Source organism: Natronomonas gomsonensis, from assembly GCF_024300825.1.
Classification (GTDB): domain Archaea; phylum Halobacteriota; class Halobacteria; order Halobacteriales; family Haloarculaceae; genus Natronomonas; species Natronomonas gomsonensis.
This window is the reverse complement of the sequence record NZ_CP101323.1, coordinates 2,722,169-2,737,348: the sequence shown is the minus strand read 5'-3', so window position 1 is coordinate 2,737,348 and position 15,180 is coordinate 2,722,169. Positions and strand designations below refer to the sequence as shown.

The 15,180-nt window shown below is 65.2% G+C and carries 18 protein-coding genes; 9 read left to right on the top strand and 9 right to left on the bottom strand.

Annotated features, from left to right (window positions below; translation table 11 throughout):
* Positions 1–82 precede the first annotated feature (82 nt).
* Both NMP98_RS14610 and NMP98_RS14605 read left to right on the top strand, forming a co-directional pair.
* Positions 83–835: a crotonase/enoyl-CoA hydratase family protein gene (locus NMP98_RS14610; RefSeq protein ID WP_254858601.1), complete on the top strand. Its 753-nt coding sequence runs from the start codon at positions 83–85 to the stop codon at positions 833–835.
* Positions 836–926: 91 nt separating this feature from the next.
* The gene (locus tag NMP98_RS14605; protein WP_254858600.1) at positions 927–1,730 is read left to right on the top strand and encodes a DUF8054 domain-containing protein; all 804 of its coding nucleotides are present in this window, start codon (positions 927–929) and stop codon (positions 1,728–1,730) included.
* Here the strand turns inward: NMP98_RS14605 and ftsY are convergent, their stop codons facing one another.
* The 3 genes from ftsY to rpl18a are packed head-to-tail and all read right to left on the bottom strand — an operon-like array spanning position 1,731 to position 3,448.
* A complete protein-coding gene (gene ftsY, locus NMP98_RS14600; RefSeq protein ID WP_254858599.1) occupies positions 1,731–2,810 on the bottom strand; it encodes a signal recognition particle-docking protein FtsY in 1,080 nt (359 codons plus the stop codon).
* A gap of 6 nt (positions 2,811–2,816) precedes the next feature.
* A complete protein-coding gene (gene pfdA / locus NMP98_RS14595) occupies positions 2,817–3,278 on the bottom strand; it encodes a prefoldin subunit alpha (RefSeq protein ID WP_254858598.1) in 462 nt (153 codons plus the stop codon).
* The gene (gene rpl18a / locus NMP98_RS14590; protein ID WP_156709614.1) at positions 3,275–3,448 is read right to left on the bottom strand and encodes a 50S ribosomal protein L18Ae; all 174 of its coding nucleotides are present in this window, start codon (positions 3,446–3,448) and stop codon (positions 3,275–3,277) included. Before rpl18a ends, pfdA begins: the two co-directional genes overlap by 4 nt.
* 150 nt (positions 3,449–3,598) lie before the next feature.
* Here rpl18a and NMP98_RS14585 point away from each other — a divergent pair, with 150 nt between their 5' ends.
* Positions 3,599–4,522 carry a DUF4013 domain-containing protein gene (locus NMP98_RS14585; protein WP_254858597.1) on the top strand — a complete coding sequence of 308 codons (924 nt, stop codon included), beginning with the start codon at positions 3,599–3,601 and terminating at the stop codon, positions 4,520–4,522.
* A 9-nt stretch (positions 4,523–4,531) separates the two neighbouring features.
* Here NMP98_RS14585 and NMP98_RS14580 read toward each other — a convergent pair whose 3' ends face one another.
* The 5 genes from NMP98_RS14580 to thpR form a co-directional block, all read right to left on the bottom strand.
* Positions 4,532–5,197, bottom strand: coding sequence for a translation initiation factor IF-6 (locus NMP98_RS14580; protein ID WP_254858596.1), 666 nt, complete (start codon positions 5,195–5,197; stop codon positions 4,532–4,534).
* A gap of 1 nt (position 5,198) precedes the next feature.
* Positions 5,199–5,471, bottom strand: coding sequence for a 50S ribosomal protein L31e (locus NMP98_RS14575; protein WP_156709616.1), 273 nt, complete (start codon positions 5,469–5,471; stop codon positions 5,199–5,201).
* The gene (locus NMP98_RS14570; protein ID WP_156709617.1) at positions 5,468–5,620 is read right to left on the bottom strand and encodes a 50S ribosomal protein L39e; all 153 of its coding nucleotides are present in this window, start codon (positions 5,618–5,620) and stop codon (positions 5,468–5,470) included. Before NMP98_RS14570 ends, NMP98_RS14575 begins: the two co-directional genes overlap by 4 nt.
* Positions 5,621–5,806: 186 nt before the next feature.
* Positions 5,807–6,190: a hypothetical protein gene (locus NMP98_RS14565; RefSeq protein ID WP_254858595.1), complete on the bottom strand. Its 384-nt coding sequence runs from the start codon at positions 6,188–6,190 to the stop codon at positions 5,807–5,809.
* A 78-nt stretch (positions 6,191–6,268) separates the two neighbouring features.
* Complete coding sequence (thpR, locus tag NMP98_RS14560) at positions 6,269–6,826, bottom strand: RNA 2',3'-cyclic phosphodiesterase (protein WP_254858594.1); 558 nt, start codon at positions 6,824–6,826, stop codon at positions 6,269–6,271.
* A 263-nt stretch (positions 6,827–7,089) separates the two neighbouring features.
* Here thpR and NMP98_RS14555 point away from each other — a divergent pair, with 263 nt between their 5' ends.
* From NMP98_RS14555 to NMP98_RS14535, 5 genes are all read left to right on the top strand, one after another.
* Positions 7,090–8,271: a tubulin/FtsZ family protein gene (locus NMP98_RS14555; RefSeq protein WP_254858593.1), complete on the top strand. Its 1,182-nt coding sequence runs from the start codon at positions 7,090–7,092 to the stop codon at positions 8,269–8,271.
* Positions 8,272–8,342: 71 nt separating this feature from the next.
* Positions 8,343–9,089 (top strand): tetratricopeptide repeat protein, encoded by a 747-nt coding sequence (locus NMP98_RS14550; protein ID WP_254858592.1) that lies wholly within the window; start codon positions 8,343–8,345, stop codon positions 9,087–9,089.
* Positions 9,089–9,379: a DUF424 domain-containing protein gene (locus NMP98_RS14545; RefSeq protein WP_254861331.1), complete on the top strand. Its 291-nt coding sequence runs from the start codon at positions 9,089–9,091 to the stop codon at positions 9,377–9,379. Before NMP98_RS14550 ends, NMP98_RS14545 begins: the two co-directional genes overlap by 1 nt.
* Positions 9,380–9,476: 97 nt before the next feature.
* Positions 9,477–11,171 carry a sensor histidine kinase gene (locus NMP98_RS14540; protein WP_254858591.1) on the top strand — a complete coding sequence of 565 codons (1,695 nt, stop codon included), beginning with the start codon at positions 9,477–9,479 and terminating at the stop codon, positions 11,169–11,171.
* Between the two features lie 54 nt (positions 11,172–11,225).
* On the top strand, positions 11,226–12,329 hold the full coding sequence (locus NMP98_RS14535) for a mandelate racemase/muconate lactonizing enzyme family protein (RefSeq protein WP_254858590.1): 1,104 nt from the start codon (positions 11,226–11,228) through the stop codon (positions 12,327–12,329).
* 1 nt (position 12,330) lies between these two features.
* On the opposite strand, the gene NMP98_RS14530 is transcribed toward NMP98_RS14535, so the two are convergent.
* Positions 12,331–13,842 carry a sensor histidine kinase gene (locus tag NMP98_RS14530; protein ID WP_254861330.1) on the bottom strand — a complete coding sequence of 504 codons (1,512 nt, stop codon included), beginning with the start codon at positions 13,840–13,842 and terminating at the stop codon, positions 12,331–12,333.
* 93 nt (positions 13,843–13,935) lie between these two features.
* Here NMP98_RS14530 and NMP98_RS14525 point away from each other — a divergent pair, with 93 nt between their 5' ends.
* Positions 13,936–15,174, top strand: coding sequence for an aminotransferase class V-fold PLP-dependent enzyme (locus NMP98_RS14525; protein WP_254858589.1), 1,239 nt, complete (start codon positions 13,936–13,938; stop codon positions 15,172–15,174).
* Positions 15,175–15,180: the final 6 nt, after the last annotated feature.

The window sequence follows — 15,180 nt, the reverse complement described above, 5'->3', positions numbered from 1 at the left end:
AGTACCGATTCGATATCCCGACATACAGTTTATTGGAGACAACTGACGCCACTCTTTTTATACTCCCGCCGCTCCGTGGGCTATGGCAGTCCATTACGAACTCGAGGGACCGGTCGCCGTCGTCACGGTCGACCGACCCGGGCGGCGTAACGCCATCGACAACGAAACCGCTGAAGCCCTCGGCGACGCGTGGGAGCGCTTCGATGGGGACGACGACGCCCTCGTCGGCGTGTTGACCGGCAGCGAAGGGACGTTCTCCGCGGGGGCGGACCTCAAGGCGATGGATTTGGAGGACCGACCGGAGGGCTGGCTCGGGTTCACGCGGACGCGCGTCTCGAAGCCGACCATCGCGGCCATCGAGGGCCACTGCGTCGCCGGCGGACTGGAGATGGCGCTGTGGTGTGACCTCCGTATTGCGAGTTCATCCGCCGTTTTCGGATGTTTCGAGCGTCGCTTCGGCGTCCCGTTAGTCGACGGCGGTACACAACGGCTCCCGCACGTCATCGGATTGGGGCGGGCTCTGGACATGATAATCACCGGTCGGGAGGTCGACCCCGAGACCGCTATGGAGTGGGGACTGGTCAATCGACTCGTCGAGGAGGGGACAGCGCTCGATGCCGCCGTCGAGTTGGGCGAGACCGTCGCCGGATTTCCACAAGAGACGCTCCGAACCGACCGGGAGGCGGTTTACGACGGCCTCGGGTCGACGCTGGAACAGGGGTTGGCGGCCGAAGGCTGGCACGGGTCGCGTGCGCTCGACGTGGCCGAGGCCGGAGCCGACCGATTTGCCGGCGGAGCGGGCCGCAGCGGCGAAGGCGTCCCTGACGAGGAGTGACGCCCGGAATCGAATAATAAACCGCTATTTGCGATATAGAATCGTCGGTTCCGTGCGGCATCCTTTTGCCGTCCGGGACGAATCTCCGCCCATGTCTCAGGGAGTACTCGACCGAGTCCGTCGTCCGGAGTACACTGGCGAGAACCGCTGTCTGCCGTGTACGACGACGAACCTCCTCATCGCTGCGGTGGTGACGGCGGCGCTCGCGGTGTTGGTGCCGCCCGCAGCCCTAGTCTTCGCCGTCGTCGCCGTCGGAAGCATCTGGCTTCGCGGGTATCTCGTTCCCGGAACGCCGGAGTTGACCAAGCGGTACTTCCCGGAGTGGCTGCTGGCGAAGTTCGACAAGGCGCCGACGCCCGACCGCGAGCCGATATCGGCCGCGGATTTCGACCCCGAGACGGTGCTGCTCGAATCGGGCGTCGTCGAGCCCTGCGAGGACGAGGACCTCTGTTTGACGGACGACTTCGAGCGAGCGTGGCGGCGCCACATCGACGCGATGGCCGACGACGACGCGCTCCGAGTCGAGCTCGCCGAACAGCTGGGGCTCGACGCCAGCGAAGTCACCTTCGAATCACACGGCGACGCCTACCTCGCTCGCAACGAGACGACTCGAATCGGCCAGTGGGAGTCGCGGTCGGCGCTGTTGGCGGACCTCGCGGCGGCGACGGAACTCCCCGAGTGGGTCGAATGGGACCGCCTCGATTCCCGGGCGCGAAGCCAGTTGCTCAGCGGTCTCCGGGTGTTCGTCGAAACCTGTCCGAATTGCGGCGGCATCGTCACCGCCGACACCGAAACCGTCGAATCCTGCTGTCGCTCCCATACCGTCGTCGCCGTCGGCTGTGAGAACTGTGGCGACAGGCTGCTAGAAGTGCCCTACGAGGACGCCGCAGCCTGACTACTCTTCGCGGAGCAGTCGGTCGACGATGACGTCCGGGTCGAACCGTTCGAGGTCCCCGTATCCCTGGCCGGTCCCGAGGAAGAGAATCGGCTTCCCGGTGACGTGCGCGATGGAGATCGCGGCACCGCCCTGTGAGTCCGCGTCGGCTTTCGTGAGCACCGCACCGTCGATTTCTGCGGCGTCGTTGAACTCCCGGGCGCGGTTTGTCGCGTCCTGCCCGGCGACCGCTTCGTCGACGAACAGCGTCATGTCGGGGTCGACGACGCGGTCGATTTTCTCCAGTTGCGCCATCAGGTCGTTGGAGGTGTGCAGCCGACCGGCGGTATCGCCCAACACCACGTCGATGTCGTGGGCTTCGGCGTACTCGACGGCGTCGTAGATGACCGCCGCCGGGTCCCCGCCCTGTTCGTGGGAAATGAGCTTTCGGTCGAGGTTCTCGGCGTGCTCGCGAATCTGCTCGTTGGCCCCGGCGCGGTAGGTGTCGCCGTTGGCCATCACCGACGAGAGGCCGCGCTCTTCGAGCCATTCGGAGAGTTTGGCGATGGTGGTCGTCTTGCCGACGCCGTTGACGCCGGTGAAGACGATGACGACCGGTTTCTCCGTCTCGGCGATGCGACCCTCGAAGTCGAACTGGCCGACGCCGATGACCTCGCGCAGTGCGTCGGCGATGGCTCGCTCGACGACCTGCTCGCCGGATTCGACCTGTTTGCGAGTCTCTCCGACCAACTGCTCGCGGATGCGGTCGGTGATTTCGCTGGCGACGCTCATCTCGACGTCGCCCTGTAGGAGTTCCAGTTCCAGTTGTTCGAGGGGTTCTTCGAGCTCCTCCTCGGTGATGATGGTCTTGCCGGTCGCCGCCAGCGCCGCCTTCTTCGCCAGTCCAGGGCCGTCGTCGTCGGCTTCCGCCGAGTCGCTCTCGGCGTCGGAATTACCCACGACGTCCGGCGTCTCGGCTGTCTCGGTGTCCGGGTCGGCCTCAGCAGCCGCTTCTTCGGCGGCGTCGGCCTCTCCGTCCTCGGCCTCCTCTTCGACGTCGTCTTTGAAGCGGCCGAGTTTGTCCTTCAGTCCGTCGAACATCGGGCCTTACTCGTCGTCCTGCTGGGACATCTGCTGCTGCATCTGCTGCATCTGCTGTTGCTGCATCTGCTGGGCTCGCTCTTCGAGGTCCTCGGATTCGGATTCGACCTCCTCGATTTCCGCTTCGAGTTCCTCGATGCGCTCGTCGAGGGTGTCCTTCTTCCGCTTCAGGGATTCGACTGCGCCCTCGCTGTCTCGTTCGGCCGCGTAGCCGCCACCGAGGCTGACGACGATTTCGTCGATGTCGGCGATTTCGGCACGGACGTAGGCGCCGCCGCCGAGCGGGACCTGCACCGTCGAGTCGCTGTCGAGCGTCTCGATGGCCTCGATGGCCTCGTCGATTTCGGACTGCTCGTCGCGGACGCCCTGAATTTCGGCCTCGATGGCCTCTTTCTCCTCTTCGAGCGCCTGTAGCTGCTGTTGGAGCTGCTGCATCGCACCGCCGCCACCGCCACCACCGAGGCTCATGCCGACACCTCGTCGATGGAAATCTGCGTGCGCTTCAGGCCGTGTTGGGAGCCGAACTGGGTGTACACGTGCTCGACCGCGACGTTTTCGTTCGGCGCATCAAGCGTCTTCTCGAAGGCCTGCTCGCCGAATCGAGCAGGGAACGTTCCCGTGACAGTAAACTCACTCATACTACGGGATACGACGCGCGAGCGGGAAGTATCTTCCTCATCTTCCCTCCGAGGGCTCGATGGCTAAAACCGACAAAACGGTTCGCCGTCCTGCGGTCGGACGCGCGATACGACCCGAACGGTTAACATCGTCGTCCAACAGTGTCACCCATGCCATACTGCCAACAGTGCGACAAGACCGTCGACGATGGGCGGTACTGTCCCGATTGTGGGTCCGAACTCGTCCAACCGTCGACGGACCGCGACCAGTGGGGAACGGAGCGAGAGACCGGCAGCGGCGCCGACGCCTCGGGGTGGGGCGAACCCGCCGAAACGCCAGAGGGTCATTCGGGGCCGCAAACGGCACGGCCCACAGAAGCCGACGACGGGGAAGACTACTTCGAGAAGGGCCCGCTGGGGTTCGCACTCACCTACCCCGTCGCCGACGGCTGGGAGCAGATGCTCATAAGCGCCGGACTGCTGTTTCTGGCAGGATTGGTCATCTTTCCGTTCGTGTTCGTCTACGGCTACGCCTACCGACTCGGGCGGGCGGCCATCCGTGGCGACCATCGGCCACCTGAGTACGGCGACTGGGGCGGACTGTTCGTCGACGGCTTACTGATTTCGGTCGTCGGGATACCGGTGTTCATCGCGATGCTCATCGCAATCGCGGTTCCGGTCGGTCTGTCGACCGCCCTCGATGCGCCGTCGGTGATGCTGCTGGCGATACCGCTGTATCTGGCGACGCTGTACGTCGGCGGCGGCGTCCTGCCGACGTTCATGGCGACCGGAAGCGTCACCCGAACCTACAGCGGCCTCCGGTTTCTGGAGTTCGTCAAGACGACGAACTACCTGAAGGCACTCCTCTTCGGCTTCCTCGCGACGTTCGGAATCACCCTCGCGATGATGTTGGTGTTCCTCGTCCTGCTCATCACCGTCGTCGGGATTCTGCTGGCGTTCCCGCTTCTCATCCTCGTCCAGCCGTTCGCCGTCTTCATCCCGTTTTTGTTGTTCGCGTACTTCTACCGGGAGTCGATGCTGGAGGGCGTCGTGCCGGAACTGGAAAACGAGTCGACGCTCGGGTCGGAGTTCTGAATCCCGGCGTCAGTCGATGAAGCCGAGGGCGTCGTCGATGCGGCCCAACTCCGGTCCGGTCGTGTCCTCGCCGACGATGTAGCCGGCGGAGTTGGCGACGAGGCCCGAACCGACCAGCGGTCCGCCGTAGTTGACCGTCCCGATGTCGGCGTAGACGCCGAAGACGTCCTCTAAGGCGTCGAGTTCCTCGTCGGTCGTCTTCGGGTGACACAGTACGCCATCGTTGGTGACGACGGCGGCGGTGCCGACCGTTCGGACGTCCGCGAGCATCCCGCGTTCGACCGGCACGTCGAGGGCGTCCTCGACGGCCCGAATCGCCTTCCTCGGGAGGTCGGGGTGGACGTACGCACCCGTGTCGTTCGCCAACACGACGTTGCCGGCGGCGTTGATGCGGCCCGGGAGTTCGACGACCGGGAGGTCCGTCGCCTCCTCGATGCGGTCGCACTCGCGGTCGGTGGCCCGCTGGCTGACGAGCAGGCCGTTCTCGTTGCCGACAGCGAGGGCACCGACCGTCGAGGAGCCGGCGATGGTCGTCGGGACGGCGGAAACGTCGAGTTCGTCCTCGAAGTCCTCGCGTAGGGACTCCTCGATGTCTGGACGAACGAGCAGACAGTCGTCCGTGGCCCGCGCGAAGACGCCGACATAGGAGGAGCCGGAGAGGGCCGCGCGGAGCACGTTATGCGGTTTCGGCTTCCACGACGGCCTCGCCCTCCTCCTCGAAGCGGGCGGCCCGGACGCGGACTTTCTTCGGCGGTTTCGAGCGGCCGCGCGACCAGATTTCCTCGTTGATGGAGGGGTCCAGACGGACGGCGTCTTCCTCAACGTTGAAGTGCTGTGCGAGATGCGAGCGAACGAGGCTCATCGCCTTATCGGCGCGCTGGCCCTTCGACTCCGCGAGGATGTCTCGGAGCGGGACCGTCATGACGCGCTCGTCGAATTCGGCGCTCATTCGTCCGTGTCACTCCGACGCCAGTTGCGGCGCTTGTGGTTGCGCAGCGTGTCGCGGTCGGTCTTCATGATGACCCACGCGGGGACGCGGCTGTTCTGGTTCTCCAGTTTGGCCAGCCGCTTCTTTTTGGCCTTCGACTTCTTGCTCATAGTGTCGCTGTGTTCCCTCGCGGTGTTTAAATTCTTGTTCCTTTGAGTGCGAGGCGCCGACCGCAGGGAGTGGTCTCGTACCGGAACGGCGAACGTAGTGAGCCGTGGAGGCTGCGAGGACGACCGAAGGGAGTTCGAGCGAGCAGCGCGAGTGACGACATACGAGATGTGCGAGAGTCAACCGCTTCACCCATCGGCGAGGCGTCGTGAGATGGCCTCGCCGACGCCGGCGCTGGTGGCCAACGCACCGAGGAGGAAACAGCCGAGGAGCGCGGCGTACAGCAGGAAGTGAACGGGGCTGTCCGGCGACATCGTGGCCTCGATACCGGCCATCCCGAGGGCGTACGCGATGGCGCCGCCGGCGGTGAGCGACTCGAGGGAGAGCCCGAGACGGGCGGCAGCGCCCCCGGCCACCGCACACACCGCGAACACGACGGCAAGGGTCGGTATCGTACCGACCGCATCGGCCACCGCCGACCAGTAAAGGGCCTCACTCCACGGCGGCCAGACGGCGACACCGACACAGAACGCCGCCAGCGCGCTCGTCGCCATCTCCGTCACTCGATTCATGTGGGCCGGTCGTTCGCCGCCGACATCAGCGTTCGTGAGGGACAAACAGCCGTTTCACTCACCATCGAGGCCGTCGGGTCACAGCGGGAACCGCTCGGCGGTCTCGTATTCGGGGCCGTCTGGCGTCAGCGTACTCTCGGTGAGACGGAGTTCCTCGACGCGGAGCGTTCCGACTTCGGGGTGGGTTTCCTCGACTGCCTCCTGGACCGTCTCCTTTGCGGCGGCGTGGTCCATCCGTGCCAGCGTGACGTGTGGAGTGAACTCGTGGGATTCGGCGTCGTAGCCGAGGGCAGTCGTTTCGGCCTCCAGCGCCTCGTGGAGCGTCGTGAGTTCGGTGCTTCCCGTTTCGACGCCGAGCCAGACGACGCTGATGTACTCCAGCGACGGGAAGACACCCAGTCCCTCGAATCGGGCGTCGAACGGACCCACGTCGGCCGTTTCGACGGCCGACTCGATGGCCGTCGACAGCGCATCGAGGTCGTGACCACCCTCCGGACCGTCTCCGAGGAACTTCATCGTGACGTGGGCACTCTCGGGGTCAGTTGGGTTCAACCCGGGGAGGTCGGCGAACGGTGCCTGAGCCTCGGCGACCCCCTCGCCGAGACCGTCGAGGTCGACGCTCACGAACAGGCGCATATCGGAGTTAGGGACCGAACGGCCAAAAGCCGAGGGGTGAGAAGCGAGAAACCGGCCGCTGAAAGGCGATTACGCGGAGCGTTCGGCCGCCATCGACCCCGTTTCGAACGGTTCGTTTGACATAAAGAAAGGTACTGATTTCGTTTATCGAAACTGAATCTATATTAAATAAAGCCCATCCAGAAGGTGTGTTTACAGATGACGCACCACTATCGAACAGTCACGGAGACGGAGCAATCGTCGATTTGGGGAGGTATAGCCACATGAAACTCGCGGTAATCGGGTTCGGACAGGCGGGGGGTAAGGTGCTTGACCGACTGCTCGAGTACGACCTCGAACGAGGAACGGGCGTCGTCAGCCACGCCATCGCGGTGAACTCCGCAAAGACCGACCTCATGAGTCTGGAGTGTGTCCCGGAGGAAAACCGCGTGCTCATCGGGCAGACGGTCGTCGACGGCCACGGCGCGGGTACCGAACCGTCGCTGGGGCGTCAGTGTGCGGAGGCGGACCTCCAGCGGATACAGACCGCCCTCGACGGTGCCACGAGCGAGGTCGATGCGTTCCTCGTCGTCGCCGGCCTCGGCGGCGGGACCGGCAGCGGTGGCAGTCCGGTGTTGGCCGACCACCTCCGAGAGATATACACCAAGCCCGTCTACGGACTCGGCATCCTGCCGGCCGAAAGCGAGGGCGGCATCTACAATCGCAACGCCGCCGACTCCCTAGAGCGGTTCGTCGACAGCGTCGACAACCTCCTGTTGTTCGACAACGACGCGTTCAAAGCCACCGGCGAGAGCCTCGCGGAGGGATACACCGCCATTAACGACGAAATCGTCACTCGCTTCGGGTCGCTGTTCTCGGCGGGTGAACTCGACGCCCTCGGCGACACAATCGCTGAATCGGTCGTCGACGCCTCCGAAATCATCAACACGCTCGGGGACCGCGGCATCACGAGCGTCGGCTACGCCGCCGAGGAACTGACCGCCGAGCAATCGGGACTGCTCGACCGACTGAAAGCCGACGACGAGGACATCGCCTCCGAGGGCGACGCGGCGGGGCGAATCACCTCGCTCGTCCGTCGAGCGACGCTCGGAAAACTCACGGTTCCCTGCGGTCTCGAGAGCACCAAGCGGGCATTGCTGGTGGTCTCAGGGCCACCTGAACAGCTCAACCGAAACGGTATCGAAGAGGCGCGAAGTTGGCTCGAAGAACGGACCGGCTGTCTGGAGGTTCGGACCGGCGACTATCCGCGCCCGGACGCCGACAGCGTGGCCGCAGTCGTCGTGTTCTCGGGTGTGACCGATATCCCCCGAATCGACGACGTACAGGCCGAGGCGATACGGACCGAGGAGTTCATCTGGAACACGGAGCGGGAGGGGACCGAAGACGAACTCGAAGAGCTCGTCAGCTACGACAACGAGTCGAAATCCTCGGCGCTCCTGGATTGAGTGTTCGGCCGGCCGAGCGCCGGCATCGCTGGCCCGTAGGCCTTAACCGCGCTCGCGGCCAACTCCCGGCCATGACTGACGAGGAACCCGACGACTCACACGAGTTCTCAGAGGGCCAAGGGTTCGATGACCCCTACGAGGGGTTCGACCTCGACCCGCCGGAACTCGACCTCGACCCCGAGATGGTAGACCCCGTGGACTCTCGAGTCGTCGCCGACACGCTCGACCGACGGCAGATTCCGGCCGACCAGGTCGACGCCGAGAGCCTCCTCGACGTGGGACTGGAGTACATGCGCATCAACCGCCACGAGCAGGCGACCGAAGCGTTCGAGCGCGTCGCGAACTTCGCCGATGACGACGGCATCGAACAGGAAGCGTGGGTGAACAAGGGCGCCGCCCACGCGGAGTTACAGGAGTTCCAACGAGCCATCGAGTCCTACCGAGAGGCCCTGTCCATCGACGACGACTCCGAACACGCCGCCTCGGCGGAGACGAACCTCGCCTACGCGCTGTGGGAGTCCGGCCAGAGCGAACAGGCGCTCGAACACGCCGAACGCGCCGTCGAGTTGGACCCTCGGTTCCCGCAGGGGTGGTACAACCGCGGATTCTTCCTGCTCGAACGGGGACTGGCCGAAGACGCCGTCTCCTGTTTCGACAACGCGCTCCGATTGGGCCACCGCAGTCCCGACGTACTGGAGGAGAAAGCACGCGCACTCGAGGCGATGGGTGAAGACGAACGCGCCGAGGAGGTCGCCGAAGAGGCCGAGGAACTCAGACAAAACGCCGAGGAAGAACTCGTCGAGTCACGGGAGCGATGATGCTACTGCGGGAGCGGCCGACACAGGAGGGAACGCTCGTCTCCGTCTGTGACGCCGACGTACTCGGAGAAACCTTCGAGAACGGCGAGGTGTCGCTGACCGTCGAACGGGACTTTTACGACGGCGAGGAGGCGACCGTCGAAGAGGTGGTCGCCAGCCTCTCGGGGGCGGCAGTGGCAAACCTCGTCGGCGACCGGGCGGTCGGCGTCGCCGTCGAACACGGGTTCGTCGACAGCGACAACGTCCTCGAGTTCGAGGAGACGGTCCACGCCCAGTACCTCCGGCTCTGATTTCCGGACTGGAAACCTAAGAAATATAGAACAAACATCACGACGGCGGCGTTGTGCCCGGTAGAATTATTTGAGTCGGTTGTGAGTGTGCGAGTAAATGCCACTGGCCGCACCCGTCTCACAGCCGTTCCTCGTCGGGTATGCGGCCGCCATGGTGGTCGCCGGCGGACTGTCGGGGTACTGTTTGTACCGGCACTCCGGCCGGATTTCGAGGGCGTTCGGCCTCACGATGGTCGCGGTGTTATCGTGGTCCGTCGGCGCGCTCGGTCGGACGATGGTCTGGACGGAGGCCGCCTGGTACGCCCTGACGCTCGTGATGTACGCCGGCGTCGTGAGTACGGCGGTCCTGTTTTTCGTCTTCACGGTCCGCTACACCGGGTCGAAGCCACGTGTGACGGGACAACAGCTCGCCGGCCTGTTCGTCGTTCCGGCCATCTCGTTGCTCCTGTTGGCGACGAACCCGGCCCATGGGCTGTTCTTCGCCGGTGTCGAACCGTCGGTGACGGACGGGACGGTCGTCTTCGAGGCGGCGGCCGGGCCGTGGTTTTGGGTCCACTCGCTGTACAGTTACGCGCTGTTGGGTTGTGGAACCCTCCTCCTCGTCCGGTTCGCCGCGGGGAACCGGAGTCACTACCGGCGACAGGCGCTCCCGTTGCTCTTCGGCGTCGCCCTGCCGTGGGGAACGAACGTCGCCTACGTGTTCGGACCCGCCGGCGGTCTCCCCGTCGACCCGACGCCGGTCGGGTTCGCTCTCGGCGGCGTATTCATCGCGTATGCGGTGTTCGGCGCCCGACTGGCCGACCTGACGCCGATTGCTCGGTCGTCGGTCGTCGACGCCATCGACGACGCGGTGTTCGTCCTCGACGACCAACGGCGCCTCGTCGATTTCAACACCGCAGCGGCGCCGCTGCTGGACGACGACGACCCCATCGGCGAGGAGATATCCGACCTCCTCCCGGCGTCGCTTTCAGACGACGACGGCGAGGCGACACAACTCGACACCAACGGCACAGACCGGTGGTACCGTTCCCGGGAGGTCCCCATCGAGGAGATAGGGGCGGTTCTGTTGGTCAGCGACGTGACCGAACGGATGCGGCGCCGGCGACAACTCCGCGAGCAAAACGAGCGCTTAGAGGAGTTCACCCGCGTCGCCGCCCACGACCTCCGGAACCCGCTGAACGCGATAACGGGCTACACCGAACTCGCCCGCGAGACGGGTGAGGTTTCGTATCTCGAACAGGTCGACCCTGCGACCGACCGCATGGAGACGCTCGTCGACGACTTGCTGACCCTCGGCGAGGAAGGACAGGTCGTCGAGGAGACCGAGCCAGTTCCGGTCGCGGAGGCCGCCGAACGGGCGTGGGCGAACGTCGAGACCGACGATGGGACGCTTCAGGCGGTCGACGACGGGTGGATACTCGCCGACGAGACACGACTGACGAACCTACTCGAGAAACTGTTCCAGAACTGCGTCGAACACGCCACCGGCGACGGCGACAGCGTCACCGTCCGAATCGGAATGCTCTCGGACGGCTTTTTCGTCGCCGACGACGGCATCGGCATCCCGACCGACGCCCGGGCCGACGTGTTCGATTACGGCTATTCGACACACGGCGGGACCGGGCTCGGACTGCCCGTCGTTCGGAGCATCGCCGTCGCCCACGGGTGGGAGGTGTCGGTCACCGACTCGGAGGACGGGGGCGCACGCTTCGAGTTCCGGAGCGTCCAACTGCACGCCGGCCCCCGGCGGGAGCGACCGGACATCGACACGCCGTGGGGCCGGACGAAATAAGTAACCGGCAACCCGGGGCCGAAGTTTCAAGCCCTTCGCCGGTGGGGTGCACCTATGCAGATAACAGGTGTCAATCAGTATCACCTCGACCACGCGCTGGAGGAGCCGTTCTATCCGACGTGGATTCCCGGCTACCCGCAGTCGACTCACGAACTCGAGTTGTTCGAAATCGAAACTGACGAAGGCATCAGCGGCTACGGCGCCTCGCCGTCGTTCGCGGGCGGCCTCGACTACGAGACGCCGCTGGAGCTGTTTTTGACCGGCGAGGACCCCCACAACGTCGAGGGGATTCTCGGCAAACTGGAGACGGTCAACCTCGTCGGCCCGCGGCCGTGGCACGTCGAGATGGCGCTGTGGGACATCATCGGCAAAGACGCCGGCAAGCCCGTCTACGAACTGTTCGGCGCACAGGCCCGGGACATCCCAGTGTACGCCTCGACGGGGGAGTTGATGGACGCCGAGGAGCGAATCGACTACGTCGAAAAGCGCATCGAAGAGGGCTTCGAGGCCGTCAAACTCCGGGTGACGGAAGTCGACCACATCGAGACGGTCCGACGAGTGCGGGAGGCCTTCCCCGAGTTGACGCTGATGGTCGACGCGAACAAGGGGTGGGCCGTCCGCGTGATGGAGGACCCAATCGAGTGGTCCTTCGGCGACGCCTTGGAGTTCGCCCGCGGCCTCGACGACATCGGCGGCGTCGCGTGGCTCGAAGAGCCGCTACATCGCCACGACTACGAGGGATACAGTCGGCTCCGAGATGCCGTGGATGTCAATATCGCCGGCGGCGAGTTCAACAACGGTACGCATCACTTCCGGGAGTTCGTCCGGCAGGGGTCGCTGGACATCCTCCAGCCCGACGCGGCGCTGGCGACGGGCATCAGGCAGGCCGTCGACGTCGCGCGGATGGGTCAGGAACACGGTCTCCAGTTCGTTCCCCACACGTGGACGAACGCCGTCGGTTTCGCGGCGAACTTACAGGTGATGACCGCCGTCGGGAGCCCGTGGTGTGAGTACCCGATGGAGCCGCCGTGGACGCCCGACGTGTGGTCGTTCATGCTGGAAGACGGTTTCGAACACGACGACGGGACGATTCGCGCACCCGAGAAACCCGGTCTCGGCATCGAGATTCCCGACGGCGTGTTGGCCGACGCCGAGTAGCTCACTCCGCCGGGTCGCCGTCGAACCGGAATTCGAACCGCGCGCCGCCAGACTCGCTTTCCTCGATGTCGACGGACCAGCCGTGGGCGACGGCGATGCGGCGGACGATGGGGAGTCCGAACCCGGTTCCCGACTCGTGGTCGGTGTAGCCGGCCTCGAACACCTGTTCACGTACCGAGGAAGGGATGCCGGGGCCGTCGTCGGTGACGGCGAAGCCGAACTCGGTCGGTTCGACCCGGACAGACACCGTCTCGCCGCCGTGGGTGACGGCGTTTGTGAAGAGGTTTTCGAGGAGTTGTCGGAGGCGGTCGGGGTCGGCGTCGATGGTCGCCTCGGTCGTCGAAAGCGTCGCCTCGGCGGTTTCGACGTTCGCCCACGCCGTCTCGGCGATGTCGGCCAGCGAAACCGACCGAACGTCACCGACCGTCCGGCCCTGTTTGGCGAGTGCGAGCAAGTCCTCGATGAGCGAGTCCATCCGGTCGAGGGCGTCGGCGGTCGCTTCGAGGTCCTCGTCGTCGTGGCTCTCGCGGGCGAGGTCGAGCCGACCCTTGGCGACCGACAGCGGACTCCGGAGGTCGTGGCTGACGACGGAGGTGAACTCCTCTAACCGCTCGTTCTGTCGACCGAGTTCGTGGCGCTGTCTGCGGAGGACCTCCTCGCGGTCGGCACGGCCCAGCGCGGCCCTCGTCGCCGTCGCGAGCAGTTTCGCCACCGTCACGTCGAGGTCGTCGAAGGCGTTCGGTTCCGTCGCACCGAGATTCATCACGCCGTACGCTCCCAACGGAATGATTATCTCCGAGCGAATCACGGTGTCGGGGTTGTGAACCCCGTCGACGGACCGAACGTCGTCGTAAACTGACATTTCGCCGGAGTCGAAGGCCAGCCACGAGAGGCTCTCCCCGGGAGCGTACGTCGGGGGGGTCTCGAACAGTTTCTGACCGGGGTTGGCGACGGCCGTAGGGACGAGCGCGTCGGCCTCGTCGTCGTAGAGCCACACCCCAGTGACGGGCAAATCGAGGACCTGATTGGCGATTTCGACGGCCCGTTCACACACCTCCTGTTGTGTCGTCGCCGCCGAAAGGTCCGTCGTCGCCTGCTGGAGCGACTCGACGAGGTCGGCACGCGTCCGGGTCTGTGCGTCGTACCACCCGGCGATGCCGCCCAGAAATCCGCCACCAGTGGCCGACGCCGCAACGACGAACAGCGCCTCCGCGACGAGGACGCCCTCGACGAACTGGTGGGCGACGACGGCGCTCGCGACGACGCCGAGCGTGGCCGAACCGAGGAGGACCCACGCCGCGATAATCGGGACCACATTGCGGTCGTTCCGATACAGCGCGAGGGGGATGGCCGCGAGTGCGGCCGCGAGACCGAACGGCACGACGGCGCCGAGAACGGTTCCGGCAGCCAGCGTCTCGTGAGAGAGGGCGTGGTAGGCGTGGACGGCCGCGAGAGAGGCCCCGAAGCCGAAGATTACGGCCGTCGATGTCCGACCGGAGAGCGGGAGACGCATCCACCTCACCATGCACCTCCTGTATCTTCAATCCCCACATAGCGGCCCGTGGGACCGAAGGAGTAACCAGCCTCCAACCCGTTTTACCCGGTAATGAGCCACCAGGTCGAGCCACTCGATGTCGAGGGCCTCCGCGAGGACTTCCCCATTCTCCAGCGGGAGGTCAACGGGACGGACCTCGTGTATCTCGACAACGCGGCGACGACGCAAACCCCCGAACAGGTCATCGGGGCCATCACCGACTACTACCGCAACTACAACGCGAACGTCCACCGGGGCATCCACCAACTGAGCCAGGAGGCGTCCATCGCCTACGAGGAGGCCCACGACCGCGTTGCGGAGTTCATCGGGGCGGCCGGCCGCGAGGAAATCGTGTTCACGAAGAACACCACCGAATCGATGAACCTCGTCGCCTACGCGTGGGGACTGAACGAACTCGGCCCCGGCGACGAGGTCGTACTCACGGAGATGGAACACCACGCCTCGCTCGTGACATGGCAACAGATAGCCAAGCGCACGGGCGCCGACTGCAAGTACATCCCCATTACCGACGAGGGGCGACTGGACATGGACGCCGCCCGCGAACTCATCACCGACGATACGGCGATGGTCTCCGCCGTCCACGTCTCCAACACCCTCGGTACCATCAACCCCGTCGCCGAGTTGGCCGACATCGCCCACGACCACGGCGCCTACATGTTCGTCGACGCCGCCCAGTCGGTTCCGAACCGCCCCGTCGACGTCGAGGAGTTGGACGCCGACTTCCTCGCCTTCTCCGGACACAAGATGGCCGGACCCACCGGCATCGGCGTCCTCTACGGGAAAGAACACATCCTCGAAGAGATGGAGCCGTACCTCTACGGCGGCGACATGATACTGAAGGTCACCTTCGAGGACGCGACGTGGAACGAACTGCCCTGGAAGTTCGAGGCCGGCACGCCGAACATCTGTGAGGGCATCGCGCTCGCGGCGGCCTGTGACTACCTCGATGACATCGGCATGGAGGCGATTCAGCGCCACGAAGCCGAACTCGCCGAGTACGCCTACGACCGCCTCACCGAATGGGACGACGTCGAGGTGTACGGCCCCCCGGCCGACGACCGCGGTGGCCTCGTCGCGTTCAACGTCGAAGGGCTCCACGCACACGACCTCTCCAGTATCCTCAACGACTACGGCGTCGCCATCCGCGCCGGCGACCACTGCACCCAACCGCTGCACGACGTGTTGGGTGCGACGGCCTCGGCACGTGCCTCGTTTTATCTCTACAACACGAAAGACGAGGTCGACGAACTCGTCGACGCCGTCGACGAGGCCCGAGAACTGTTCAGCTGATGGTCA